The 26,221-nt window shown below is 60.7% G+C and carries 23 protein-coding genes; 13 read left to right on the forward strand and 10 right to left on the reverse strand.

Features of this window, described 5'->3' with window-relative positions; translation table 11 throughout:
* Positions 1 to 23: 23 nt before the first annotated feature.
* Positions 24 to 485, reverse strand: coding sequence for an REP-associated tyrosine transposase (locus J3P91_RS05190; protein WP_434602912.1), 462 nt, complete (start codon positions 483 to 485; stop codon positions 24 to 26).
* Between the two features lie 554 nt (positions 486 to 1,039).
* Here J3P91_RS05190 and J3P91_RS05195 point away from each other — a divergent pair.
* The 6 genes from J3P91_RS05195 to J3P91_RS05220 all read left to right on the forward strand — a co-directional run bounded on the left by J3P91_RS05195 (position 1,040) and on the right by J3P91_RS05220 (position 5,980).
* A complete protein-coding gene (locus J3P91_RS05195) occupies positions 1,040 to 2,461 on the forward strand; it encodes an amino acid permease (RefSeq protein ID WP_434602913.1) in 1,422 nt (473 codons plus the stop codon).
* Between the two features lie 182 nt (positions 2,462 to 2,643).
* Positions 2,644 to 3,009 carry a GtrA family protein gene (locus J3P91_RS05200; RefSeq protein ID WP_434602914.1) on the forward strand — a complete coding sequence of 122 codons (366 nt, stop codon included), beginning with the start codon at positions 2,644 to 2,646 and terminating at the stop codon, positions 3,007 to 3,009.
* Positions 3,006 to 3,380 carry a GtrA family protein gene (locus tag J3P91_RS05205; RefSeq protein ID WP_434602915.1) on the forward strand — a complete coding sequence of 125 codons (375 nt, stop codon included), beginning with the start codon at positions 3,006 to 3,008 and terminating at the stop codon, positions 3,378 to 3,380. The genes J3P91_RS05200 and J3P91_RS05205 overlap by 4 nt, the downstream gene beginning before the upstream one ends.
* Positions 3,377 to 4,357 (forward strand): glycosyltransferase family 2 protein, encoded by a 981-nt coding sequence (locus J3P91_RS05210; protein WP_434602916.1) that lies wholly within the window; start codon positions 3,377 to 3,379, stop codon positions 4,355 to 4,357. The genes J3P91_RS05205 and J3P91_RS05210 overlap by 4 nt, the downstream gene beginning before the upstream one ends.
* On the forward strand, positions 4,350 to 4,871 hold the full coding sequence (locus J3P91_RS05215) for a hypothetical protein (RefSeq protein ID WP_434602917.1): 522 nt from the start codon (positions 4,350 to 4,352) through the stop codon (positions 4,869 to 4,871). The genes J3P91_RS05210 and J3P91_RS05215 overlap by 8 nt, the downstream gene beginning before the upstream one ends.
* Complete coding sequence (locus tag J3P91_RS05220; protein ID WP_434602918.1) at positions 4,871 to 5,980, forward strand: hypothetical protein; 1,110 nt, start codon at positions 4,871 to 4,873, stop codon at positions 5,978 to 5,980. The genes J3P91_RS05215 and J3P91_RS05220 overlap by 1 nt, the downstream gene beginning before the upstream one ends.
* On the opposite strand, the gene J3P91_RS05225 is transcribed toward J3P91_RS05220, so the two are convergent.
* From J3P91_RS05225 to J3P91_RS05250, 6 genes are all read right to left on the reverse strand, one after another.
* Positions 5,901 to 7,520, reverse strand: a complete 1,620-nt coding sequence (locus J3P91_RS05225; protein WP_434602919.1) for an FMN-binding glutamate synthase family protein — start codon at positions 7,518 to 7,520, stop codon at positions 5,901 to 5,903. The two genes, J3P91_RS05220 and J3P91_RS05225, sit on opposite strands and share 80 nt — an antisense overlap.
* Positions 7,521 to 7,617: 97 nt before the next feature.
* A complete protein-coding gene (locus J3P91_RS05230) occupies positions 7,618 to 9,024 on the reverse strand; it encodes an ATP-binding protein (RefSeq protein WP_434602920.1) in 1,407 nt (468 codons plus the stop codon).
* Positions 9,021 to 10,826 carry a DAHL domain-containing protein gene (locus J3P91_RS05235; protein WP_434602921.1) on the reverse strand — a complete coding sequence of 602 codons (1,806 nt, stop codon included), beginning with the start codon at positions 10,824 to 10,826 and terminating at the stop codon, positions 9,021 to 9,023. Before J3P91_RS05235 ends, J3P91_RS05230 begins: the two co-directional genes overlap by 4 nt.
* On the reverse strand, positions 10,823 to 11,782 hold the full coding sequence (locus J3P91_RS05240) for a cytochrome-c peroxidase (RefSeq protein WP_434602922.1): 960 nt from the start codon (positions 11,780 to 11,782) through the stop codon (positions 10,823 to 10,825). Before J3P91_RS05240 ends, J3P91_RS05235 begins: the two co-directional genes overlap by 4 nt.
* Before the next feature lie 41 nt (positions 11,783 to 11,823).
* Complete coding sequence (locus J3P91_RS05245; protein WP_434602923.1) at positions 11,824 to 13,698, reverse strand: EAL domain-containing protein; 1,875 nt, start codon at positions 13,696 to 13,698, stop codon at positions 11,824 to 11,826.
* Positions 13,695 to 15,986: a GGDEF/EAL domain-containing response regulator gene (locus J3P91_RS05250; RefSeq protein ID WP_434602924.1), complete on the reverse strand. Its 2,292-nt coding sequence runs from the start codon at positions 15,984 to 15,986 to the stop codon at positions 13,695 to 13,697. The genes J3P91_RS05245 and J3P91_RS05250 overlap by 4 nt, the downstream gene beginning before the upstream one ends.
* A gap of 226 nt (positions 15,987 to 16,212) precedes the next feature.
* On the opposite strand from J3P91_RS05250, the gene J3P91_RS05255 reads away from it, so the two are divergent.
* From J3P91_RS05255 to J3P91_RS05270, 4 genes are all read left to right on the forward strand, one after another.
* Positions 16,213 to 17,580, forward strand: coding sequence for an HD domain-containing phosphohydrolase (locus tag J3P91_RS05255; protein ID WP_434569665.1), 1,368 nt, complete (start codon positions 16,213 to 16,215; stop codon positions 17,578 to 17,580).
* 211 nt (positions 17,581 to 17,791) lie between these two features.
* Positions 17,792 to 18,208, forward strand: a complete 417-nt coding sequence (locus tag J3P91_RS05260; RefSeq protein ID WP_434602925.1) for an NUDIX hydrolase — start codon at positions 17,792 to 17,794, stop codon at positions 18,206 to 18,208.
* 23 nt (positions 18,209 to 18,231) lie between these two features.
* A complete protein-coding gene (locus J3P91_RS05265; RefSeq protein ID WP_434602926.1) occupies positions 18,232 to 18,870 on the forward strand; it encodes a LysE family translocator in 639 nt (212 codons plus the stop codon).
* Complete coding sequence (locus J3P91_RS05270) at positions 18,867 to 19,364, forward strand: GNAT family N-acetyltransferase (RefSeq protein ID WP_434602927.1); 498 nt, start codon at positions 18,867 to 18,869, stop codon at positions 19,362 to 19,364. The genes J3P91_RS05265 and J3P91_RS05270 overlap by 4 nt, the downstream gene beginning before the upstream one ends.
* 141 nt (positions 19,365 to 19,505) lie before the next feature.
* Here the strand turns inward: J3P91_RS05270 and metR are convergent, their stop codons facing one another.
* On the reverse strand, positions 19,506 to 20,423 hold the full coding sequence (metR, locus tag J3P91_RS05275; RefSeq protein WP_053124730.1) for a transcriptional regulator MetR: 918 nt from the start codon (positions 20,421 to 20,423) through the stop codon (positions 19,506 to 19,508).
* A 305-nt stretch (positions 20,424 to 20,728) separates the two neighbouring features.
* Here metR and J3P91_RS05280 point away from each other — a divergent pair, with 305 nt between their 5' ends.
* A complete protein-coding gene (locus J3P91_RS05280) occupies positions 20,729 to 21,748 on the forward strand; it encodes an alpha/beta fold hydrolase (protein ID WP_305496480.1) in 1,020 nt (339 codons plus the stop codon).
* Between the two features lie 59 nt (positions 21,749 to 21,807).
* Here J3P91_RS05280 and J3P91_RS05285 read toward each other — a convergent pair whose 3' ends face one another.
* Entirely contained in the window at positions 21,808 to 22,689 is an 882-nt protein-coding gene (locus J3P91_RS05285) for a LysR substrate-binding domain-containing protein (protein ID WP_434602928.1), read from the reverse strand.
* A 110-nt stretch (positions 22,690 to 22,799) separates the two neighbouring features.
* Between J3P91_RS05285 and J3P91_RS05290 the strand changes: the two genes are divergently transcribed.
* Positions 22,800 to 24,431, forward strand: coding sequence for a 5-guanidino-2-oxopentanoate decarboxylase (locus tag J3P91_RS05290; RefSeq protein WP_434605002.1), 1,632 nt, complete (start codon positions 22,800 to 22,802; stop codon positions 24,429 to 24,431).
* A gap of 141 nt (positions 24,432 to 24,572) precedes the next feature.
* On the opposite strand, the gene J3P91_RS05295 is transcribed toward J3P91_RS05290, so the two are convergent.
* Entirely contained in the window at positions 24,573 to 25,502 is a 930-nt protein-coding gene (locus J3P91_RS05295) for an AraC family transcriptional regulator (RefSeq protein WP_434602929.1), read from the reverse strand.
* Between the two features lie 327 nt (positions 25,503 to 25,829).
* On the opposite strand from J3P91_RS05295, the gene J3P91_RS05300 reads away from it, so the two are divergent.
* Positions 25,830 to 26,183 (forward strand): putative quinol monooxygenase, encoded by a 354-nt coding sequence (locus J3P91_RS05300; RefSeq protein WP_305496474.1) that lies wholly within the window; start codon positions 25,830 to 25,832, stop codon positions 26,181 to 26,183.
* Positions 26,184 to 26,221: the final 38 nt, after the last annotated feature.

Raw genomic sequence — 26,221 nt, forward strand, 5'->3', positions numbered from 1 at the left:
AAGCTCCCTCGCCACAAAGGCGGTTAGAGCCATATCGCATCCCAGAGAGGGTAATCACCAACGCGTGTTACCAAGCCGGCGCGAAGAGGGTTGGCAATGATGTAGCGGGCGCAAGGCAACAAGTCCTGGTTATCGCGGATTGCCCTGTCATGAAATCCGTTTTGCCAGAAAGCGCCCTGCCTGCCCATGACTCGATTGATAGCGAGGGTGCTGCGGGATTTCACTGCCTGCATCACGTTGGGCAGTTGGGCTTGTTCCAATTGCAGCAGCCAATGCAGATGATCCGGCATCACGACCCAGGCGAGAGAATTGACCTGACATTGCTCATGCGCCAAACGCATTTCCGCAACCAGCAACCGGCCTAACTGCAAGTCGTTGAACAGAGGTGCGCGTCGGTGGACTACCGTAGTGACGAGGTAACCTCGCCCCGTATCCGAAGAGCGTCCGTGGCGAAGACGATGAGCGTTTGGACGGTGAGGACGCATTCCGTGCTTCCTTTGACTGGAGTAACTATTACCGTAGCTTCGCTCGTTCCGACCCGACGCGTTGATGACTGAGCGACTTTTCCGAAAACAACGTAGTCCCGTGGCGAGGGAGCTTGCTCCCGCTCGGTTGCGCAGCAGCCGTAAGCTTTCAAAAGCTGAGAAGCGAGGGCGGCTTCGCCACCCAGCGGGAGCAAGCTCCCTCGCCACGAGACGTAGGCTGAAAGTATTGTGCTAGAGCCATCGCCTGCGCCAGCGCATGACCCTGCACCATCACTGTGCAATACTTGCCGCGTTCCTTGAACCGCTGTAATCGCAGATAATGCCTCTCCTTAAAGACGGTTTTTACTGCGGTATATCCCTGAATTTTCCAGGTTTTACAGTGAAACTCTCTGTTCTCTGCTTTTTATACTGCACGACCCGCTGATCTTGAGGACTTGTCCTACAGGACGGTCTGCCCACGAGGCAGGCCCGGTTTCGGCAAGGTTGCAGGCTTATCCGCCTGTGGCCTTGGAGACTCGGTGGTTAATCCAATAACAAGACGAGGTTGTATCCCTATGCCAGTCGGCAATCCTCTGCCCCATGGCGAGACCGCTCAGGGTGGTCCGCTCAAACGTGAGCTCGGCGAGCGGCATATCCGCTTGATGGCGCTCGGCGCCTGCATCGGTGTCGGGCTGTTCCTCGGTTCGGCCAAGGCCATCGAAATGGCCGGCCCGGCGATCATGCTGTCCTACATCATTGGTGGCCTGGCGATCCTGGTGATCATGCGCGCCCTCGGCGAGATGGCCGTACATAACCCGGTGGCCGGTTCGTTCAGCCGTTACGCCCAGGATTACCTCGGCCCGCTGGCAGGCTTCCTGACCGGTTGGAACTACTGGTTCCTCTGGCTGGTGACCTGTGTGGCGGAGATCACCGCGGTGGCGGTGTACATGGGCATCTGGTTCCCCGATGTGCCCCGCTGGATCTGGGCGTTGGCCGCACTGGTCAGCATGGGCTCGATCAACCTGATCGCGGTCAAGGCTTTCGGTGAGTTCGAATTCTGGTTCGCCCTGATCAAGATCGTGACGATCATCGCCATGGTCATCGGCGGCGTCGGCATCATCGCCTTCGGGTTCGGCAACGATGGCGTGGCCCTGGGCATTTCCAACCTGTGGACCCACGGCGGCTTCATGCCCAACGGCGTGTCCGGCGTGTTGATGTCTCTGCAAATGGTGATGTTCGCCTACCTGGGCGTCGAGATGATCGGCCTGACCGCCGGTGAAGCGCGCAACCCGCAGAAAACCATCCCCAACGCCATCGGTTCGGTGTTCTGGCGGATCCTGCTGTTCTACGTCGGTGCGTTGTTCGTGATCCTGTCGATCTACCCGTGGAACGAAATCGGCACCCAGGGCAGCCCGTTCGTGATGACCTTCGAGCGCCTGGGCATCAAGACCGCCGCTGGCATCATCAACTTCGTGGTCATCACCGCCGCCTTGTCGTCCTGCAACGGCGGGATCTTCAGCACCGGTCGCATGCTCTACAGCCTGGCGCAGAACGGCCAGGCCCCGGCCGGTTTCGCCAAGACCTCAAGCAACGGCGTGCCGCGCCGAGCGTTGCTGTTATCGATCGCCGCGCTGCTGCTGGGCGTGCTGCTCAATTACCTGGTACCGGAGAAAGTCTTCGTCTGGGTCACCTCCATCGCCACCTTCGGCGCGATCTGGACCTGGGTAATGATCCTGCTGGCCCAGCTGAAATTTCGCAAAGGCCTGAGCGCGTCCGAGCGTGCGGCGTTGAAGTATCGCATGTGGTTGTACCCGGTCAGCTCGTACCTGGCGCTGGCATTCCTGGTGCTGGTGGTGGGCCTGATGGCGTACTTCCCCGACACGCGTGTGGCGCTGTATATCGGCCCGGCGTTCCTGGTGCTGCTGACGGTGTTGTTCTACACGTTCAAGTTGCAGCCGACCGGTGATACGCAGGGTTCGGTGCGTTCGGTTTCGTAACGTGATAACGCGGTAAAACAAGAGCCCCGGTCGGAAATGACAGGGGCTTTTTTGTAGGTGTTGATTTTGACCGTCCGTCGGGTTTGATGTCCGACCTGTAAGTTCTGACAGTAGATCGCCGCAGCTCCCTGGCCTAGCTTGAAAGCCCGCCAACTGGCCTGGCAAATGGCAAGGCAGGCACGATGAAGGATTTCTCCGCGTTGATGGTGATCGCGCTGGTCAATGGATTGATTCATTGCCAGGTTTTTTTCCTGCTGTATGGCGCTGTTGGACTGACTCAAGCGAACAGCAATCTCGCGGCGTTCGGCGTGGCGGAGGCGTTTTCGTTTTATGTGAATGCGCTTTTCATCTTCGAGCCCGGGGAGCCATGGCGCGGCTATCTGCTGTTCAATGGTTTGATGGGCATCGCGAGCTGTGGGATTGGCTCGATCGGCGATGCTTTGAGTTCGCCTGGCTGGCTGGCGGTAGCTTTGTATTTCTTGCTGAAACTGACGACGGGCTACAGCTTGTTCCGGTGCAAGTTGCTTCGTGAGGCTCAGCAGCTATGAACGTATTCCGGAGCGCTTTTTTTACTTACTCATTGGTCGGCCTCGCCAATACGCTGCTTCATTGGCAAATATTTTTTGTGCTGCGCGTGGCGGTCGGTCTCGATCAGTCGATCAGCAATCTTGCCGCATTCTGTGTCGCGGCCTCCTTTTCCTATTACCTCAATGCGCTCTATACCTTCGAGGCCAAACTCTCGGTGACGGGTTATATGGTTTTCCTGTGCGCCATGGGAGCGCTCAGTTATGCCGTGGGGTATCTGGGAGATCGCTGGCGGCTCCATGGGTTGCTGACGGTAGCGGTATTTTCGCTGCTGAGTTTGGTTTTCGGTTTCCTGCTCTCTCGGTTCGTGGTGTTTCGTGGGCATCGCCCATGAAAATCTCGCTGGTTGTGCCGGTGTTCAACGAAGAGCAAACCCTTGAACTGTTCTACAAAAGTGTTCGCCAGCATCCAGCGCTGGCCGGCTACAGCGTCGAGATCGTTTTTATAAACGATGGCAGCGCGGATCAGACTGGTTTTCTGGCTCGCGACATTGCGCTGGCCGATAACTTGGTCGTGTTCATCGAACTCTCTCGAAATTTCGGTAAGGAGCCAGCGTTGTTTGCCGGGATCGAGCACGCCAGTGGCGATGTGGTGATTCCAATGGACGTAGATTTGCAAGATCCCCTCGACGTTATTCCTAGGTTGATCGCAGAGTGGGAGAAGGGCGCCGAGGTGGTGCTGGCCAAGCGTCGCGATCGTTCATCCGATAGTTATCTCAAGCGTGGATGCGCTGCGCTGTTCTATCGCCTGCTTGATCGAATCGCCTCTCCTCATATCGAGCGGAACGTGGGTGATTTTCGCCTGATGGACCGCAAGGTCGTGGAGGTGATAAAGACCCTTTCCGAGTGTCAGCTGTTTATGAAAGGGGTGTTGTCGTGGGCTGGGTTCAACACTGTCATTATCGAATACGACCGCGCCCGCCGCGCCGCTGGTAACAGCAAGTTCAATGGTTGGAAGTTGTGGAACTTGGCGCTGGAGGGCATCACGTCGTTCAGTACCGTGCCGTTGCGGTTGTGGACTTATGTCGGCGGTTGCATCTCGTTTTTATCGCTGGTGTATGCCGCGTACATGGTGTTGGACAAGCTGTTTTTTGGAAACGATCTGCCCGGTTATCCATCGCGGATGACCGCGATTTTGTTTTTGGGTGGAGTGCAACTGATCGGCATCGGTGTGTTGGGTGAGTACATTGGGCGGATCTATTTGGAAACGAAGCATCGACCGAGGTATGTCATCAGGGAGTTAATTCGAGGGGAGTCGGGTCACAAGGAAGTCATGAGCGCATCCGCCAATCGGTTGGTCATCTATGAGTGACTTTCATGCCCGTTTAGGCCAACCTACAAGCCGGTTTGTCGAAGGCTCAGCCTTGGCAGCAGTGTTAGCACTTGCTCTGTACGTGCGTCTTTATGGAATCACGACACCTGCGATTTGGTACGACGAGGCTTTTAGCGTACTGCTTGCCAGACACGAGCCTGGGCAGATCTGGTCCATTACAGCGAAAGATGTTCACCCGCCCCTTTATTACTTGGTATTGCATTACTGGATAGCGCTGTTTGACGAAGGAGTCTTGTCTGTGAGATCGCTAGGCGCCGTCGCAGACGTTGGCACAGTTTTGCTAAGCATAAAATTGATGAGCCTGGTTGCCACGCGAAGAGCTACCTGGATTGCCGCATTGCTTTTGGCGCTGCTACCAATTTCGGTCCGCTACAGCCAAGAAGCGAGGATGTATACCTTGCTCGGGTTTTGGCTGATGGGCGCGACTGTGGCCTTGGTGTGTTGGGTTAAAGAACCGGAAAAAAAAGGTTTCCAGCACTCTATGTTTTTCTGATGAGCGCGGCTTTCTATACCCATTATTTTGCTGGGCTGTGTGTACTTGTTCATTGGTTTTATTGGTGGTGGGGAGCGGCGGGTGTTTTTCGGATGGTCCTCCCGGTTCGTGGCTGGATTTTTGCCAATGGCGTTATTTTGGTGCTGTTTGTGCCTTGGCTGCCTAATTTTCTAGAGCAGCTTTCAATGAAGGGGCTTGAATGGATACCTCCCGTTACAGGGCACGCGGTGCTGAGCCTTGTTTGGCAGTTCACGATAATGAATGCATGGGGTGCGCATTCCTTGTTGCTGCAGGCAATCCCTTTGGTGGTTGTTTTTGTATGCGCAGCGATGCTGATTTGGAAGGATCAGTCTCAGTATCGTTTTAACGGTTTATTGATTGGATATTTTTTCATCCCCGCTGGCGTTCTCTCTCTGGTGGCGCTAGTTGTTCCGGTATTCGTTCCTCGCTATCTGGTATTCGCGGCGGTGGGAATACCCTTCATTGTCGCTGTAGCGCTGGATGTTATGGTGCGTCGAACATCTATTCTGGTCTTGGGGCTAGTAATTGTGCTGGCAGCAGTCATACAGGGGCTGCAGCCAGTGTATCGGCAAGTGGATGGCTTGAATGGAACAGACAATCGCGTGATTTACGGGCTCGATAAACTAGCGGTCGAGATTGCGGAGGAGATTCGGCCTGAAGACGAAATCGTGGTCGGCGATTTTTACTGGTATTTGCCATTCAGCTATTACAACCAGACAGGCATACAGCCGAGAGTTTATATTCGCACGCTTCCCATCAATGCGTTGGAACTCCCTACTCATGGAGGCTATGCCTTGGTTCCCAAAGGGCAAAAAGATTTTTATTTGAATGAAGTAATAATATCAAAATGTGTTAGGCGCAGAGTCTGGTGGGTGGCGCCGATAGAGCTAATCACGCCTTTTACTGAAAAAAATTGGGTGCAAACGCTTGCCTTCACTGACAAAAAAATGACTGCTTTACTGTTTACCTCTAAAGCAGTCGTGCATGAGGCGGACAGCCCAGAAGCCGTCACGCCGCCGCTGTTTCCCGCGGCTCAAAACTGTCCGCCCGCGCCAGCTGCCACATCCGCGAATAAAACGCGCCATTGACCTCACCCGTCAGCAATTCCCCCGGCTTCAAAAACACATGCAACTGGGAAAACAGTTTGATCTCGGTCGCCGACATGCGCCGCACCAGATGCTTGGGTTGCAATTGCGAAGGGTGGTCGAGGCCGGCGGCGGCGAGCATTTCGGCCAGGGCCTTGAGGGTGTTGCGGTGGAAGTTGTAGACCCGCTGGGCTTTGTCCGGGACGACCAGGGCGCGCTGGCGCAGGGTGTCCTGGGTGGCGACGCCGGTGGGGCATTTGTTGGTGTGGCAGCTTTGTGACTGGATGCAGCCGATGGCGAACATGAAGCCGCGTGCGGCGTTGGCCCAGTCGGCGCCGATGGCCAGGACACTGGCGATGTCGAAGGCGCTGACAATCTTGCCGCTGGCGCCGAGCTTGATCTTGTCCCGCAGGTTCAGGCCCACCAAGGTGTTGTGCACAAACAGCAGGCCTTCGCGAAGCGGCACGCCGATGTGGTCGGTGAACTCCACCGGCGCGGCGCCGGTGCCGCCTTCCTTGCCGTCGACCACGATGAAGTCGGGCAGGATTCCGGTTTCCAGCATGGCCTTGGCGATGCCCATGAATTCCCACGGATGCCCCAGGCAGAACTTGAAGCCCACCGGTTTGCCGCCGGACAGTTCGCGCAGTTGCTGGATGAATTGCATCAATTCAATCGGAGTGGAAAACGCGCTGTGGCAAGACGGCGAAATACAATCCTCGCCCATGAGGATGCCCCGGGTCTCGGCAATTTCCCGGGTGACCTTGTGCTTGGGCAGAATCCCGCCGTGGCCCGGCTTGGCGCCTTGACTCATCTTTATTTCGATCATCCGCACCTGCGGGTTCTGCGCCTGGATTGCGAAGCGCTCCGGGTCGAAGCGCCCGTCGGAGGTGCGGCAACCGAAGTAACCGCTGCCCAATTCCCAGGTCAGGTCGCCGCCGTGTTCGCGGTGATAAGGACTGATGCTGCCTTCGCCGGTGTCATGGGCGAAATTGCCGAGCTTCGCGCCCTGGTTCAACGCCCGGATGGCGTTGGCACTCAGGGAGCCGAAGCTCATGGCCGAGATGTTGAACACCGACGCCGAGTACGGCTGGGTGCATTGCGGGCCGCCGACCGTGACGCGAAAGCCGCTGGGGTCGCTCAACGGGGCCGGGCGCATGGAGTGGCCGATGAATTCGAAGCCGGTCTGGTAAACGTCGATCAAGGTGCCGAACGGTTTGTCGGCGCTTTCGTTCTTGGCCCGCGAGTACACCAGCGAGCGCTGGGCGCGGGAAAAGGGCAGGGCGTCGCTGTCGGACTCGAGCAGGTATTGGCGGATCTCCGGGCGTATGCCTTCGACCAGGTAGCGGATGTTGCCCAGGATCGGATAGTTGCGCCGTACCGCGTGACGGCTTTGCAGCAGGTCGAACACCCCCAGCAGGCTCAACAGCCCGGTCAACAACGCAATCGGCCAGAGCCAGTCGTGTTGCAGGAACGGCAGGCTGGCGAGGGTGAAGATCACACAGCCGGCGAAGAAGGCGTAGCGGCTCAGCAGCGATAGGCTCATGCGGGTTCCTTGGGGGAGAGCGATTGGCGAGACATTAGCGTGGAATGCAACCCCGTGACGAGGGAGCAAGCTCCCTCGCCACAGGACTTGTTCGTGCTCACCCCGCCAATTTCATCTGCCGTACCGGCAGCTCCACCCGGAAGGTGGTCCCGACGCCGACTTCGCTGCGCACGGTAATCTCGCCGTGGTGTTTTTTCACGATGCCGTAGGACAGTGACAGCCCGAGCCCCGTGCCCTGGCCGATGGGTTTGGTGGTGAAGAACGGGTCGAAGATTTTCTGCAGGGTTTCCGGCGGGATGCCCGAGCCATTGTCGGCGACTTCGATCCAGACGTTGTCGCCCTCGACCCCGTTGCGCAGGGTGATGGTGCCGCGCTCGGGGCCGATGGCTTGGGCGGCGTTGACGATCAGGTTCATGATCACCTGGTTGATCTGCGACGGCAGGCATTCGACTTCCGGCAACGGGCTGTATTGCTTGACCACGTCGGCCTTGTACTTGATCTCGTTGGCGACGATGTTCAACGTCGAATCCATGCCCTGCTGCAAATTGGCCATCTGCCATTCCTGGCTGGAGTCGACGCGGGAGAAGTCCTTGAGGTCCTTGACGATCTGCCCGACGCGAGCGATGCCGTCCTTGGATTCCTTGATCAGTACTGGAATGTCCTCCACCAGGAAGTCGAGTTCTACCTGTTCGCGCAGGCGCTTGAGTTCCGTCAGCAGCTCCGGCGAGGCGATGGCCTGTTCGGCGCTGCCGTAGGCCTGGAGCATTTCCTCGAGTTTGCTGAAGTAACCGCCCAAGGCGCCGAGGTTGGAAGAAATGAAGCCGATCGGGTTGTTGATTTCGTGGGCCACACCAGCCGCCAACTGACCCAGCGAAGCGAGCTTTTCCGACTGCACGAGCTGGCTTTCAAGCATCTTGCGTTCGTCGATTTCCATCTGCAGCAATTCGCTGGCCTGCTTGAACGCCAGGGTGCGTTGCTCCACCAGGTCTTCGAGCTTGTTCATTTTCAAACGGGCACGGGAAGTCATTTCCCATTTGGTGGTCAGGGTATTGGCCATCTGCTGGACTTCGATGTTGTCGAAGGGCTTTTTCAATATGAGCAGGCGGTCGTGGCCGTTCAGGCGATCGAGCAATTCGTCCCAGGAATAATCCGAATACGCGGTGCAGACCACCACTTGCAATTGCGGGTCGACTTTCCACAGCTCTTCGATGGTCTTGGCGCCGTCCCAGCCTTCGGGCATGCGCATGTCGACGAAGGCCAGGGCATAGGGAAGCTCCTTGGCCAACGCCCGTTGCAATTTGGCCAGGCCTTCCTGGCCACCGTAGGCCGAGTCGAGTTCGAACACGGTGGCGGCGGGTTTCGGGGCCTCGCCGAACAGCGCGCTTTCCATGTCCTGCAGGTCGCTGTCGCTTTCGTCCTCCGGGGTCAGGATCTTGCGGAAATCGTCGTGGATGGCGGGCGTGTCATCAATCAAGAGGATGCGCCGGTTGCTCAGGCTGTTCATGGCTCACCTTCTGCGAGTTTCAGGGGCAGCTGCAATACAAACGTCGCCCCGGTACCTGGCCCCTCGCTGTGTGCGGTGAGGCGGCCGTTCATTTCAATCGCCGCCAGTGCGCAACTGTGCAGGCCGAACCCGTGGCCGTCCTTACGGGTGGTAAAACCGTGAGCGAAGATGCGTGTCATGTTCTCTTCCGGGATGCCTTCGCCTTCGTCCTTCACGCTGATCTGCAGGGTCTCATCGTCTACGACGGTGGCCTTGAGCGTCATGTTCCGTGCATGGTTGGAAACCCCGGCCATGGCGTATTTGGCGTTGCTGATCAGGTTGATCAGGATCAGCAGCAAACGGTGCTTGTCGCCCATGATCCGCGGCACTTCGCCGTAGTCCTTGATGACCGTCACATGATGGCGGGTCAGGGCTCCGGAGTTCATGCGCAAGGCGTCCTCGAGTAGTTCGCTGACCACCAGGGGTTCCATCAGGCTGTTGGCGCCGGCGTAGGATTGCTGCGTGGAAACGATGTCCTTGATGTGGTCCACGCTCTTGCTCAGTTGCGCCAGTTCGTCGGTCAGGCCTTGTTGTTCCACCGCGATGGCTTCCACCAACTGGTTGAGGTAGCCGGGCAGCAGCTTGCCTTTTTCATCCTCGGTGAGGAAATGCCCGAGGTCGTGGTTGTGCTCGTTGATCAGGTTCATCGCCTTGCCCAACCCCAGGGCCTTGCTGCTGCGCAGCTTGCGGCTGACCAGGTCGGCGGAGATGTTTACGCTGTTGAGCACGTTGCCGACGTTGTGCAATACGTTGGTTGCGATCTCCGCCATGCCGGCCTGGCGGGCGGTGTCCATCAGTTCGCTCTGGGTGTCCTTGAGCTGGCGGGTGCGCTCTTCGACCCGTTGTTCGAGTTCGTCGTTGGCGGTTTGCAGCGCACTGTTGACCCGCTTGATCTCGCCGAAACTGCGCACCAGCCGAACCGCCAGCCAGATCAGGATCAGCACCAGGAAGGTTGCGAATACCAGCAACAGGATGTGGTTGCGCTGATGTTTGGTGGCGGCTTTTTCCTGGTCCGTTTCCAGCAGACTGGTGATGGTGTCCAGGCGGGCGGCCAGGGGGACGGCCTCGAAATCGCGCAGTAGCTGGTTGACCAGTGGTTGCTCGCGCAGAATCAGCGCAATGTGCCTGCGCAGGATTTCCACGGAGCTGACGAGCCCGTCCGGCAAGCGCTCCTTGTTGATATCCAGCTGGTTGAGGCCCATCAGGATTTCGGCAGCCTGATCCTGCGTGGTGATCTGCGCGAACTCCAGCGTGGCGAGCAGCAGGTCGTAGGTATCGATGGTGGCGCTCTGCAGCCGAAGCTTGTCGTTATCGGACAGCAGGGAGAACTGGCGCTGGATATCGTCTTCGGCGGTGGGCAGGAAAGCCAGGGAGTTGCGCAGCACCGCGTTATGGGACTTGAACTGTTCCACCAGGCGGGTTTTTTCCTTGAGCGCCTTGAGGTACTCGTCGCGCTGGGTCGACCAGAGCTCGGGCGCATGGCGGCCCGGCTCCGCCTCGATGGCGTCGAGGCGCTGCCACAGGCGCGTCATTTCATTGAGCGGCGAGACCAGCGGGTCGTAGTTGTGGCTCAGGGCGATTCGCGACTTGAGCACTTCGTTGTCCCAGATCCCGTCCTGCTGCTTGAGCAGGCGGATCAGGTCGCGCGATTCGATGTGCGAGGCGGCTTGCTGGGCGCCTGATTCGATGTACATGAACAACAGGATCGAAGCCAGCAAGACGCCGATGAAAGCCAGGCCGAGGCGGCGGGAGAGACTGTTCATAGCGGCTTGCCCTCCCATTCGCCAGTGAGGGTCTTGAGGAATTCGACGATCAGTTCGGTATCGTTTTTCAGCGGCTCACGGCCCAGCTGGTACTTGAACATGACTTCCACCGCGCGCTCCAGGGTCGGCGCGGAGCCGCCATGGAAATACGGCGCGGTGACGGCCACGTTGCGCAGGCTCGGCACCTTGAATACCTGGCGGTCGGCTTCGTCGCCGGTGATGTTGAAGCGGCCGTTGTCGGCCCGGGTGGGGTTGCCCCGGTCCTGGATGTAGTCGCCCATCACGCCAAACTTCTGGAACATGTTGCCGCCGATGTTCACGCCCTGATGGCAGGCGATGCAGCCGTATTCCTTGAAGCGCTGGTAACCGAATTTTTCCCGGGGGGTGAGAATGTCGGTGTTGCCTAGCAGGTATTGGTCAAAGCGCGAATTCGGCGTCAGCAGGGTGCGCTCGTAATCGCCGAGAGCGCCCTGGATGTTGGGCTGGGTCACGCCGCCGGGGTAGGCGTCGGCAAAATCCCTGGCGTAGCCCGGATCGTCGGCGATGCGCTTGACCACCGTTTTCCAGTCGCTGCCCATCTCCCCGGGGCTCGTCACGACGATGTGCACCTGTTCTTCCAGGGTATCGACGCGACCGTCCCAGAACTGATGGAAGTTCAGGCTGGCGTTGAACACGGTGGGGGTATTGACCTCCACCGGCTTGCCGTCGAAGCCCAGGGAGAACTGCTTGTCATCGGCGCCGCCCTTGTCCAGGCGATGGCAGCTGGCGCAGGACAGCGTGTTGTTGACCGACAGCCGTGGGTCGTTGAACAGCCGCTGGCCCAACTGGACCCGCTTGGGGTCCAGGGCCGGCGCGGCGGGCAGGGGTTTGAGCGGTTCGTCCAATGGTTCTGCGTGAGTGGTCACGCTGTATCCCAGAAGCAGGCAGAGAGCCAGAATCAGTCCGTGTGACGCCATGGGATGCTTTCCTTGAAACTTCGGTTTATGGACTCAATTGCTCATGAAAACGGATTCGGTTTTTTTTCCCATGCCGCCATCCACTGGGCAAAGGCCTGCGGCTCCACGGCCTTGCTGAAGTAATAGCCCTGGGCTTCCTCGCACTGGTGCGCCTTGAGGAACGCCAGTTGCTCGCGGGTTTCCACACCCTCGGCAATGATGTGCAGGTTCAAGCTCTTGCCCAGGCTGATGATGGTGCTCACCAGTTTCGCGTCGTTGCTGTCGATGCTCAGGTCGCCGACGAACGACTGATCGATCTTCAACACGTCCACCGGAAATTTCTGCAGGTAACTCAGGCTCGAATAGCCGGTGCCGAAGTCATCGATGGCCAGCCGTACCCCCAGCTGCTTGATGGCCTTGAGGGTGGCGACGGTGGTATCGATGTTCTGCATGAGCACGCTTTCGGTGATCTCCAGTTCCAACTGTGTCGGGTCCAGGCCGGTTTCCTTGAGGGTGCGCGCAATGCCTTCGACGAAACCGCGCTGGCGAAAATCGATCGCCGAGACATTCACCGACAGGTACAGCGGCCGCATGCCCTCGGCTTGCCAGCGACAGGCCTGTTGGCAGGCTTCCTGGAGCACCCACTGGCTCAGCGGTACGATCAGCCCGCTGTCTTCGGCCACCGGAATGAAATCCGACGGATAGACGAGCCCCTGGTCGGGCCGGTTCCAGCGCACCAGTGCCTCGACACCGACCACCGCGCCGCTCGTCAGATCGAGCTTGGGTTGGTAATGCAGCACGAATTCCTTGCGTTGCAGCGCCAGGCGCAAACCTGATTCGATGGTCTGCTGCTGCCGTGCCCGGCGGTTCATGTCCTCGGTGAAAAAACGGTAGTCGTTGGGGCCGGTCTCCTTGACGTTGCGCATTGCCGTCTCGGCTTTCTTGATCAGCGCCACGGCGTCGAAACCGTCAGTCGGGTACACGCTGATGCCCAGGCTTGCCGTCACCGTCAGGTCATGGCCGTCGATGGGGTGTGGGGAGTTGATCGCCGCGAGCAGTTTTTCCGCCACGCCCTTGATCAATTGCGGATCGGCGACGTCGCCGAGGATCACCACGAACTCATCGGAGCCGTAGCGAAACACCGAGTCGGATTCACGCACCACGGTGGCCAGGGTGCGTGCCACCCGCTTGAGCATTTCATCGCCCACCGGATGGCCCAGCGCATTGTTGATGCGCTTGAAGCGGTCGAGGCCGATGAACATCACCGCCAGCTGCCGGTCATGCCGGCGGCACTGGGCCAGGGCCTGGGTCAGGCGGTCGCCGAGCAGCATGCTGTTGGGCAGTTCGGTGAGGACGTCGTATTGCAGCAGGTGAGAAACCTTGAGCAGTTCCTGGACCCGCTCTTCGATCGTGCGCTCCAGGCTGCGCATTTTCCGCGCTGCGTCTTGCGCCAGTTGCCATTTCCAGGTCATGGCGCTGGCCATCTGGCGGATTTCCAGAGTGTCGAAAGGTTTCTTGAGAATCAGCAACTGGTCGTCGAATTCGATGCGTTCGGACATGGTTTCCCAGGAATAGTCCGAATACGCGGTGCACAGGGCAATTTGCAGCCGCGGGTCGGCTTTCCACAGCTGTTCGATGGTTTGCAGGCCGTCCCAGCCCGGCGGCATGCGCATGTCGGCGAATACCAGCGCATACGGCTGGCCCTCGGCCTGGGCGCGCTTGACCAGTTCCAGCGCTTCCTCGCCCTGATAGGCCGAGTCGATCTGAAATTGCAACCGATTGACCTGCGGCGTGCCGAACAGCAGGCTCTCGGTGTCGTCCAGCGAATCGTCATTGCCGGCGCTGGGGCTGAGGATCTTGCGAAAATCCTGGTGGATGGCGGGCGTGTCGTCCACCACCAGGATTCGCCGGTTGGCAGGTACCGACATGGGGTTCATGGGTTGCTCTCCGATAGCTGGCCGGCCGGCCGGGTCCAGTGGTCCGCCACCGGCACGATGGTGCCGGCCTTGAGCAGTGCGGCAGCCTGGTCGCTGTCGACCACGGTACTGAAGTAATGCCCCTGGGCCTGCATCGAGCCGCCGCTGGACATCAGGGTGGTGCGTTGTTCCTGGGTCTCGACGCCTTCGGCAATGATGCCGATGCCGACGTCCCGGGCAAAGTTGATGATCGCCCGCAGGGTCGTGGCGTTCTCCGGATCGGCGTTGGCGCTGTCGAGGAATCGCTGGGCGAGCTTGAGATGGTTGACGCGGTAGGTCTTCAGATAATCGAACGAGGAATACTCGGTGCCGAAGTCATCGATGGCGACCTGTACGCCGAGTTCGCACAGCCGTGGCAGCACGTCGTTGTGGGTCCATTTGGTCTGGGCCAGGGTCGCCTCGGTGACATCGAAGCGCAGGTCCCAGGGCGCCAGCTCCCAGCGCGCGGTGGTGCGCAGCACGTCGTAGATCAGTTCCGGGCCGGTCTTGAGCTGGGTCAGGGACAGGTCGATGGCGATCACTGGCGGCGCCATGCCCTGATCGCGCCATTGGCGCATCTGCTGGCACGCCTGGTCCAGGACCCAGTGACCGAGGCCGATGATGATCCCGGTTTTCTCGGCGGCAGGCATGAACGCCGCCGGCTCCAGCCAACCGCGCTCGGGGTGGTTCCAGCGCACCTGCACGCCCATGCCGAGGATCTTGCCGGTGCCGAGGTCGACTTCCGGCAGGTAATGCAAATGCAGTTCGTTGTTCTCGATGGCCTGGCGCAGGTCATTGGCCAGGGCGACCCGGTCGGTGACTTCCTGATTGATCTCTTCGTTGTGGAAGTGATACTGGTTGCGGCCCTTCTCTTTCGAGCGGTACAGGGCCATGTCGGACTGCGCCATCAGGCTGTCGGCACTCAGGCTTTGAGGCGTGTACAGGCTGATGCCGATGCTCACCGAGATGCGCACGTCGTTGCCGTCCAGGGAGTAGGGCGCTACCAACGCGTCACGGATTTTGCCGGCCAGCGCGGCGCAGTGCGTCGCTTCGTGGACATCCAGTTGCAGGATGGCGAATTCATCGCCGCCCAGGCGCGCCACCACGTCGTTTTCCCAGGTACAGCCCTTGAGGCGCGCCGCGACTTCCTGCAACAGCAGGTCACCGATGGGGTGCCCGAGGGTGTCGTTGATGCGCTTGAAATGGTCCAGGTCCAGGTAGAACATCGCAAACGGCGCCGCCCCCCGGCGCGCGGCGGCGAACGCCTGGTGCAGGCGCTCGATCATGGTGGCGCGGTTGGCGAGCGCGGTCAGGCCGTCGGTACGGGCGAGCAGGGCGATCTTTTCCTCGGCCACTTTGCGCTCGGTGATGTCGAGGATGATGCCCTCGACTTCCAGCAGCAGGCCTTGTTCATTGCGCACTGGAATGTAGCGGTTCTCCACCCAGCGAAAGGTGTCGTCTCCGGTGCGCATGCGAAACTCGATGGACGCCCCGGCCGTGTCGCGGTCCAGGACGCGGACCATGGCCTCCTGGACCTTGCCCTGATCGTCGGGGTGGATCAGGGTTTGCGCCCAGTCCGGCGAACGGATCAGTTGCGCCGCGACATGGCCGAACTTGGTGATGTTGTGCGAGATGTACATCAGCGGGAACGGCGGCTCGCCACGCAGGCGATAAAGAATGGTCGGGCTGTTCTGCACGATGATGTTGGCGTCGGCCAGTTCCCGGGTGCGTTCCTCCACCGCCCGTTCGAGCATGTCCATTTTCAGCGCCGCGTCTTCGGTCATCTGCCATTTGACGGTGAGGGTGCTCGCCATCTGGCGGATCTCGATGGCGTCGAAGGGTTTCTTCAAGATCAGCAGGCGATCACCCAACTCCAGGCGATCGGCGATGTCCTCCCAGGAATAATCCGAATAAGCGGTGCACAGCGCCACTTGCAGCTTGGGATCGACGCGCCACAGCCGCTCGATGGTTTCAAGACCGTCCCAGCCTGGCGGCATGCGCATGTCGATAAACGCCATGGCGAAGGGTTTACCCCGGGCCAGGGCCGTTTCTACCTTGCTCAAGGCCTCCATGCCCTGGAATGCCGACTCCAGCTCGAAACTCTGGGCGGCGATCACCACCGGTGCGCCGAACAAGGCTTCTTCGGCGCTGCTCAGGCTGTCTTCGGGGATCACATGGGGGGCGAGGATCTTTCGAAAATCCTCATGAATCGTTGGCGTGTCGTCGACGATCAGGATCCGCCGATTGGATCTATCCATCGGCAGGCTCATGGCCGTGCACCGTTGAGATGCTGACTATGGAACCGTGGGAACATCTGATATCCCTTTCGCTGGCATGAGTATTCGGCCTGTACTTGGCCCTTCATGAGGTACAGCATAGTCGGCTCAAGGAAACCGCGCGGTGCATGGTGGCGAATTGTGTCTAAATGTCCGCTATCTACTAGCCTGTCTTTCAGGGGTAAGGTAGAACGGTGATCGTCAATAGGAGGGGGTGCCAATGGAAGATCAGTCGTCGAACGTTCCTGCTGCGAAGCCGACGGTGTTGCTGGTGGATGACGAAGAGTCGATTCTCAACAGCCTGCGTCGGCTGTTGCGCAGCCAACCGTATGAAATCCTGCTGGCCGACAGCGGTGCGAAGGCCTTGGAAATCCTCAAGGAGCGGCCGGTCGACCTGGTGATGACCGACGCCCGGATGCCGAACATGGACGGCGCCACGCTGCTGGCGGAAATCCGCAAGCTGTATCCATCGACCTTGCGCATCCTGCTCACCGGCTACGCCGACGTGGACATGATGACCAAGGCCATCAACGAGGGGCAGCTCTATCGCTACCTCAGCAAACCCTGGAATGACGAGGAACTGGTGCAGGCCCTGCGCCAGGCCTTGGCCCACCAGCATTCGGAAAGCGAGCGTCAGCGCCTCGAAGCGTTGAACCGCGAGCAGAACCAGCAACTCAAGACCCTCAACGCCACGCTGGAAAAACGCGTGGCGTCGCGCACTGCCGAGCTGCAGCAGACCGCCGACATGCTCGACCTGGCCTACGAAGAGCTCAAGCGCAGCTACGTGACCGGCACTGAAGTGTTCTCGCTGATCGCCAACCTGCGCCTGCCCAAGGCCAAGCAGACCAACCGGCAGATCATCGAGTTGATCCGGGTCTACAGCCGGCTCAACTTTCTCGATGAGTCCACCGACCGCGACCTGACCATGGCCGCCGCCCTCTACAACATCGGCAAGCTGAGCTGGACCGATAACATGATGGTCACGCCCGCCGACATGCTGCACCACAGCGAACTGGAGCTGTACCGCGCCTATCCGAAGCAGAGTGAATCGCTGCTGATGACCCTCGACCCGATGAAGGACGCGGCGCGCATCATTCTCCATCACCAGGAGCGCTGGGATGGCAGCGGTTTCCCCGATCACCTCAAGGGCGAGGCGATTCCGTTCGGTTCGCGACTGTTGAAACTGGCGGTGGATTTCATCGAATTGCAGCGCGGGTTGATCCTGGAGCGGCAGATGAACAGCGATGAAGCACTGGTCTACATCCGCAAATACGCCGGCAAGCTGTACGACCCGGACATGGTCGAGGACTTCATCAAGGCCTGCGCCGAGTACCTGGAAGACGTGACCTTGTCCGACCCGACGGTGAAGGTCGTGACCACCCGCGAGCTGGCGGCCGGCATGGTCCTGGCCCGCAACCTCAATGCCGACAACGGCATGCTGTTGCTCAATGCCGGCAAGGTCATGAGTGCTCCGCTGATCGAAAAACTCATCGCCTTCGAGGCGATGGAAGGGGCGCGGTACAGCGTGTTCGTCAAGATCCCCGAGGAGGAAGCGGATCCTGCGGCGCCGAAGCCGATTTTGGGGTGATGAAAATCTGCCGGACGATGGGTTCCCTGTGGGAGCGAGCTTGCTCGCGATAGCGGAGTGTCAGTCAAATATTTTCAACTGATCCACTGCCATCGCGAGCAAGCTCGCTCCCACAATGGGGCTTTGTCGGGTTGGGGATCTGGGCCAGGCTTTGCTCCCACCGCCTCCCCCTGTAATCTGCCCCGGCATTTTCTGCCCGAGGCCTTTGATCATGACCATTGCTCTCATCCGTATCGCCGCCGCCCTGCTCATCGGCCCTGACGGCCGGACCCTGCTGGTACGCAAGCGCGGCACCCAGGCCTTCATGCAACCGGGTGGCAAGATCGAAGCCCGTGAGCAACCGGTCCAGGCCCTGGCTCGGGAGCTGGAGGAGGAACTCGGCCTGAGGATCGATCCGGCGCAGGCTCGTCACCTTGGACAGTTCAGCGCGCCGGCCGCCAACGAGCCGGGTTTTACCGTGCAGGCCGAAGTGTTTTTGCTGGACATCGACGCCCCGGTTTCTCCCGCCGCCGAGATCGAGGAAGTCTGTTGGATCGATCCGGCCGGCACCGGCGATTTGTTGCTGGCGCCGTTGACAGGCGAGGTGATCCTGCCGTTTTATCGAGCCACTTGTCTCGCGACCTGCTGATTCAAGACTCAAGGACTGACGCCATGATTCCATTGCCGGACCTGCTGATTTTCGCCGCCGCCGCGTTGTTGATGGTGCTCACGCCCGGCCCGAACATGATCTACCTGATTTCCCGTTCGATCTGTCAGGGCCGCAAGGCCGGCGTCACCTCCTTGCTTGGCGTGGTGGCGGGCTTCTTCGTGCACATGTTCGCCGCGGCGGCGGGGCTGACCGCGGTGTTCCTGGCAGTGCCGATGGCTTATGAAATCCTCAAGTGGGCCGGTGCGCTTTATCTGCTCTGGCTGGCCTGGCAAGCGGTGAAGCCGGGGGCTCGCTCGCCTTTTCAGGCCCAGCAGTTGCCGGCAGACTCGACCCGCAAGCTGATCACCATGGGTTTTCTCACCAGTGCCTTGAACCCGAAGATCGCGGTGTTCTACCTGTCGGTGTTTCCGCAGTTCATCAGCCCGGAGCACGGCTCGCTGTTCACCCAGAGCATCATCCTCGGGCTGACTCAGATCAGCGTGAGCTTCAGCGTCAACCTGCTGATCGCGCTGTTCGCCGCCGGCATCGCCTCGTGGTTTGTCCACAACCCGACCTGGCTGGCGGCGCAGCGCTATTTCATGGGGTTTGTTCTCGGTGCGCTGGCGCTGCGACTGATGCTTGAGCAACGGCGTTCGGCGTGAACATCCGACGGCTGAAGGTGGCGGATGCCCAGGGCTATCGGGAGTTGATGCTCCAGGCCTATGAGTTGCACCCAGAGGCTTTCACCTCCAGTGCCAATGAGCGGGCGACGCTGCCCATCAATTGGTGGGAATCGCGCCTGACCAGCCGGCTCGATGTGATCCTCGGGGCGTTCGTGGTGGACGAACTGGTGGGTATCGTCGGCCTGTCCCTGGAGCCTCGGTTGAAGGCCCGGCACAAGGCGACCCTGTTCGGCATGTACGTCGCCGCAGCCCATCGCCAAGGGGGGCTTGGCCAGCAACTGGTCCAGGCGGCCCTCGCCGAAGCCCGTCGTCACGCCTTTCTGCGGCTGGTGCAACTGACCGTCACCGCCGGCAACGACCCGGCCGTCAAACTCTACCAGCGCAGCGGCTTCGTTTTGTACGGGCTCGAACCGATGGCGATTCGCGTGGGCGATGATTATTTCGACAAGATCCACATGTGGCTTGAACTCTGATCTCACCGAAGATTGGAGTGATGGCTTTTGTGGCGAGGGAGCTTGCTCCCGCTGGGCCGGCTGGCGCTCCAGTGCGCAGCAGACCTTTCTTGTGGCCGCTTCGCGCCCAAGCGGGAGCAAGCTCCCTCGCCACAAAAGCGGTCAGCGCACGGCACTGACACCGTCGAGGGTGGAAAACGATGTGTCCTTGGCCGTCAGCAAAAAATCGCGCATGTACGGCGCGTCGAGCATGTCGGTGCGCACCGCCGCGTAGAGGGTGGCGAACAGACCTTTCTCCCCTAGCCGCTTGGCCTTCACGTAGCCCCGTGAGCTGTATTCATGCAGTGCCCAGTGAGGCATGCCGCAGACGCCCCGGCCGCTGGCAACCAGTTGCATCATCATTACCGTCAGCTCGGAGGTGCGAACCTGGGCCGGTTCGATGTCGGCCGGCTCCAGGAAACGGGTGAAGATGTCCAGCCGATCGCGCTCCACCGGGTAGGTGATCAGGGTTTCGCTGACCAGGTCTTCGGGCACGATGTACGGTTTGCCCGCCAGTCGATGCTGGTTCGCCACCGCGAGCATCGCCTCGTAGGTGAACAGCGGCACATAGGTGATGCCCGCCAGCTCCAGCGGGTCGGAAGTGACCACCAGGTCGAGGTCGCCCCGGGCCAGGGCCGGCAGCGGGGCGAAGGCGAAGCCCGAGGCCAGGTCCAGCTCGACTTCCGGCCAGGCATCGCGGAACTGGTCGATGGTCGGCATTAGCCATTGGAAGCAGCTGTGGCACTCGATAGCCATGTGCAGACGCCCGGCGGTGCCGCCGGCCAGCCGCGCGATGTCCCGCTCGGCGCTGCGCAGCAATGGCAGGGCGGCATCCGCCAGTTGCAACAGGCGCAGGCCGGCGCTGGTGAACCGGACCGGTTTGGTCTTGCGCACGAACAGCTGCATGCCCAGGCGCTCCTCCAGTTCCTTGAACTGGTGGGACAGCGCGGACTGGGTCAGGTGCAGCCGCTCGGCGGCCTCCACCAGGCTGTCGGCTTCGCGCAGGGCGTGCAGGGTCTTCAAGTGACGGAGTTCAAGCACCGGGTGGCTCCATGAGTAAATCTTGTGATAAATACGAAAAGGTTGAGTTTGTCTCATGTGGGGCCGGCTGTCGACAATGACCCAAAATCTACCTGTCGTCACGGTGCTTCAGACGGACCCAAAGGGCTGCTACGCACTGGAGCGCCAGCCGGCCAGCGGGAGCAAGCTCCCTCGCCACGGAGAATCGGGGATTCAGATAACCACTCGGCAATCTTCATCAAACTGTCACGCAACTGTGGCAGCGCGCTTGAACAAACTTCATCAGACTTGCGCTCTATTGGGGTTCTGCGTTCTGGTGTTTGTTCATGCGTGTATTCATTTTTCTGGCCGCATTGTTGTGCGGCCTGCCGTCGTTGGCGGCTTCTCGTTGTGATGTCAATGTCGCGACCCAACGGGTCGACCTGGACCAGGTAAGCCTGGCGTACCAGAGCATCGGCCGTGCTTCGGATCCCGCGCTGCTGCTGGTGATGGGGCTGGGCGGTCAGTTGATCCATTGGCCGGACGAAGTGGTGGTGGCGCTGTGCGAACAGGGTTTCCGGGTGATTCGCTACGACAACCGGGATGTGGGTCTGTCCGCCTGGCGCCAGGCCCCCGGCACTGCCAACCTGACCTTCGAAGCCTTGCGCTACAAGCTTGGCTTGCCGGTGGCCGCGCCTTATACCTTGACCGACATGGCCGCCGATGGCCTGGGCTTGATGGATGCCTTGCAGGTGCAAAGCTTCCATGTACTGGGCGTGAGCATGGGCGGGATGATCGCCCAGCATATGGCGGCGATGGCGCCGCAACGGGTCGAGAGCCTGACCCTGATCATGACCAGTTCCGGCGCCGCAGGCTTGCCGGCGCCCAGTGAAACGCTGGTGCAGTTGCTGTCACGGCGCAGCGCGCCGAATCGTGAAGTGGCGCTTGAGCAACAGGCCGACCTGCTCGCCGCGCTGGGCAGCCCGATGGTGGTCGATGACCGGCAGGCCTTGCTGCATCAGGCCGCCGTGGCTTACGACCGGGCCTTCAACCCCGAAGGTGTGAAGCGTCAGATCATGGCAATTCTGGCCGAGCCGAGTCGGGTGGCGCTGCTCAATCAATTGCAGGTGCCGACCCTGGTGGTCCATGGCACCGCCGATCCGTTGCTGCCGGTGATGCATGGTGTGCACCTGGCGGCGCACATCCGTGGCAGTCAATTGAAACTGATCCCAGGCCTCGCCCATCGCTTTCAAGAAGCCTTCAAGGAACCCTTGCTGGGCGCGGTGTTGCCCTACTTGCAGCAGCACCGCGAAGACACCTCGCACTGGGCGCAGGTCGAGCCGGCGCAGGCGCCTAATCTGCTTTGATCTTCAAGACTCGCACGATCCCCTGTGGTGAGGGAGCAAGCTCCCTCACCACAGGGGGGCTACCGTGCGCGAGCCTGCTTCACCAGCCATTCCATCAATTCCTGCAACTGCCCAGACACCTGGGCCTTGCGCGGATGCACCAGGTGATAACCCAGCCCGGTCCTGACCTTCAATTCGAACGGCGCCACCAGCCTGTCGGCGCTGAGGTCGTCGCCGATCAGCGACCAGTCGCCAATCGCCACGCCCGTACCCTGGGACGCCATGGACATCGCCAAGTCCAGGGTTTCGAAATGCTGGCCCTTGCTGACGTTGTTCAGGTGGACGCCGGCCTCGGCGAGCCAGGCGTTCCAGTCGCGCTCGTCGGTGGTGGGGTGCAGCAGCAAGTGCTGTTGCAGGTCGGCGGGCGAGCGCAACGGTGCGGGGCCTTCCAGCAGCGGCGGGGAGCAGACCGGCGTCAGTTGTTCATCGAACAGGTGCAGGCAGGCCAACGAGGCATCGGGCGGCGGGCCGTAGACGACCGCCGCGTCGAAGGTTTCCCGTTGGAAATTCACGCCGTGCCGGATCGTGGTGGTCAGCTCCACCGGCACGTCTGGCCGTTCCTTTTGCCATTGCAACAGGCGCGGCAGCAACCAGCGCATCACGCAGGTCGGCGCCTTGAGTTGCAGGGCCTGGCGTTTCTCGCCGATCTGCTCCAGCGCCTCGCCGATCAGGCCGAACACCTGCTGCACCCGCGGCAGCCACGCCTGGCCTTCGGCGGTCAGGCTCAGGCCACGCGCCTGGCGGTGAAACAGCGGGTAACCCAGGTGCGCTTCCAGTCCGGCAATTTGTCGGCTCACCGCACCTTGAGTGATATGCAGCAGTTCCGCCGCACGCGTGAAGTTGCAACATTGGGCGGTGATCAGGAAGGTGTGCAGCGCCGGCAGCGGAGGAAGTCGTTTCATTGAGGCCGAGCCATGACTTGAAGACATGGCTAGTATGACTTTTTATCGATTGTTGTCGCTATGGCCCGACCGTTCCAATAACGCCATTCCCAAAGAAAAAGGCGATGGCAATGGCGACGTGCGGCGAAGTATTGGTCAAGTTACTCGAAGCTTATGGTGTGGAGCAGGTGTTTGGCATTCCTGGCGTGCACACCGTCGAGTTGTATCGCGGGCTGGCCCGTTCAAGCATCCGTCATGTGACGCCGCGTCACGAGCAAGGCGCCGGGTTCATGGCCGACGGTTATGCGCGGGTCAGCGGCAAGCCGGGGGTGTGTTTCATCATCACCGGGCCGGGCATGACCAACATCGCCACCGCCATGGGCCAGGCTTATGCCGACTCGATCCCGATGCTGGTGATCTCCAGCGTGCAGTCACGCAGCCAGTTGGGCGGCGGGCGCGGCAAGTTGCATGAGCTGCCGAACCAGAGTTCGATGGTGGGCGGCGTGGCGGCGTTTTCCCATACGTTGATGTCGGCTGCCGAGTTGCCCGGCGTATTGGCCCGCGCCTTTGCGGTGTTCCAGGCCGGGCGCCCACGGCCGGTGCACATCGAAATCCCGCTGGACGTGCTGGTTGAGGACGCCGATGCGCTGTTGTGCAGGACACCGGTCCGGGTCAGCCGCGCCGGGGCTGCGCCAGACGCCGTGGAGCAGATGGCGGCATTGCTGGCGACGGCCAGACGGCCACTGATTCTTGCCGGCGGGGGCGCCATCGATGCAGCAGCCGAATTGACCGAACTGGCCGAACGCCTCGGTGCACCGGTGGCGTTGACCATCAATGCCAAGGGCTTGCTGGTGTCCCGGCACCCATTGCTGATCGGCTCTACCCAGAGCCTGGTCGCGACCCGGGCCTTGGTGGCCGAGGCCGATGTTGTGCTGGCCATCGGTACCGAACTGGCCGAGACCGACTATGACGTGACCTTCGCCGGCGGCTTCGAGATTCCCGGTGCGCTGCTGCGCGTCGACATCGACCCCGACCAGACCGTGCGCAATTACCCACCGAAACTGGCGCTGGTGGCCGATGCGCGAAGTGCTGCTCGCGGCTTGCTCGACGCGCCGAGCCTGCAAGCGCCCGATGCACGCCAGGACGACTGGGGAGTGGCGCGTGTAGCGCGGCTGTGGGCTGAAGTCGACCGACTGTGGGATGAACCGACTCGCGCCCAGACCGTGTTCCTCGACAGCGTTTTGCAGACGCTGCCCGAGGCGGTCTTTGTCGGCGATTCCACCCAGCCGGTGTACACCGGCAACCTCACCTTCAATCTCGAACAGCCGCGCCGCTGGTTCAACTCCTCGACCGGCTACGGCACCCTCGGCTACGCATTGCCGGCGGCGATCGGCGCCTGGCTTGGCGGTGTCGATAACGCCCATGGCCGCCCGCCGGTAGTGTGCCTGATCGGCGATGGTGGCCTGCAATTCAGCCTGCCGGAACTGGCCAGCGCCGTGGAAGCGCGGGTACCGGTGATCGTATTGCTGTGGAATAACCAGGGCTACGAAGAGATCAGGAAATACATGGTCAACCGTGCCATCGAACCGGTGGGCGTGGACATCTACACGCCGGATTTCATCGGTGTCGCCAAGGCGTTGGGCTGTGATGCCGAGGCGGTTGAGGATGTGCCGTCATTGCGGGTGGCGTTGCTTGCTGCACGTGAGCGGCGGGGGCCGACGTTGATCGAGATTGATCAGGACCTTTGGGCGGCGAAGTATTGAGGTGCCTTTACTGGCCCCATCGCGAGCAAGCTCGCTCCCACATGGGAATCTCTGTTGGCTATAAATGTTGCGTTCACCGCCGATCCCTGTGGGAGCGAGCTTGCTCGCGATGAGGCCGGCCCAGTCAGCACAAAGTACAGATCAAACGGTCATCCGCAACCGCGCCAGGTCCCTCAGCGGCGGCGCGCCGAACAGCCGGCTGTATTCGCGGCTGAACTGCGACGGGCTTTCATAACCCACGCGATACCCTGCCGCCGAGGCTTCCAGCCCTTCGGCCAGCATCAGGCGACGGGCTTCCTGCAGGCGCAATTGCTTCTGGTACTGCAACGGGCTCATGGCGGTCATTGCCTTGAAACGATGGTGCAGGGTCGAGACGCTGAGGTTGACTTCCCGGGCCAGGTCGTCGATGCGCAGCGGCTGTTCGAAATGGCCGTTGAGCCATTTGATCGCTTGGCTGATGCGATGGCTCTGGCTGTTGGCAATGGCGATTTCATACAGCCGGTAGCCTTGCGGGCTGCGCAGCAGGCGATAGAGGATTTCCCGGCGCACCAGTGGCGCGAGCATGGCGATGTCTTTCGGGCTGTCCAGCAACCGTGCCAGGCGCAGCACCGCATCGAGCATCGGCGTGTCCAGGCGCTCGACATACAGGCCGCGACCGGCGGGGCGGGTCGGTACGCCCAAGGGACCGGCGTCGGCGATCAGCGCGGTGATTTCCGCCGGGTCGATGTCCAGGCGCAGCGCCAGGATCGGGTGTTCGGGCGACACGTCGGCGATGCACCCGCTCAATGGCATCGAGACCGAGACCACCAGGTAGTGCAACGGGTCGTAGTTGAACAGTTCGTCTGCCAGGCGCACTTGCTTGCTGCCCTGGGCCATGATGCACAGCGCCGGTTGGGCCAGCACCGGGGCAAATCTATGCGGCTGGCTGTGGCGCGACAGGTGCAGCGAACCGATGGCCGTGGCGTAGCTGCCGTCCTCGCTGGTATTGCGTTCGATGATCGATGCCAGCTCGGCGCGCTGTTGTTCCAGGTAAGTGTCCAGCGGGACGTGGGCGTGATCGAGTGGCGACATGCCGAAATCCTCGGATGATAGGGATGCGATGGACGCAGCTTAAATTTGTGCAAGGCGCAGCGGTAGCAACATCCTGTTGAAAGCTTGCCTGATCCTGCACGGCCTGTCGGATCGGGACGGTGCAACCTGCTCGAAACTTGCTTGAAACCTTTTGTTTCAAGTTGCGCTATTTGTGTCGGTTCCAAGCCAGGCCGGCGGCATCTGCGGGCAGGATCGTGCAATGTGTCGGCAGGAATCGACTAACGAAGCTGGCGTCAGGGCGCTTAACCTTTGATCCTGTCGCAGCCCGTCCCCGGCTGCACAACGGATCACCTGGGAGGGTTGAACATGACTACACAGATCCCCGTCAGTCACATGGCTTTCGTGCGGGCACGAGCCGGCTGCAGTCAGCAATTGGGTGCGCGCCTGAGTACCTTGATCACCCCGTCGCGGCAAGCTCCCGGTTGCCTGCACTTCGCCTTGCAGCAATCGCAATGCGACGCCGACCTGTGGCTGGTGTCCGGGCTGTGGACTCACCAGCAGGCGATGGAGGCCTACTTCAATTCCCCGGCAATGGCGATCTTCGCCGAGCTGGTACAGGACCTGGTGGTGAGCAGCCTGGATTTCCATACCTTTCGCGAAGTGTCTGCCGCCAAGGCGACCGAAGGGTGTATGGCGAAGGTACACAAACTGGCCGGTTGAAGGTTTAATGACGGTCATTCCAACCGCCAGGATGCGCA

Origin of the sequence: Pseudomonas sp. Z4-7 (assembly GCF_051131965.1) — a bacterium.
GTDB lineage: Bacteria > Pseudomonadota > Gammaproteobacteria > Pseudomonadales > Pseudomonadaceae > Aquipseudomonas.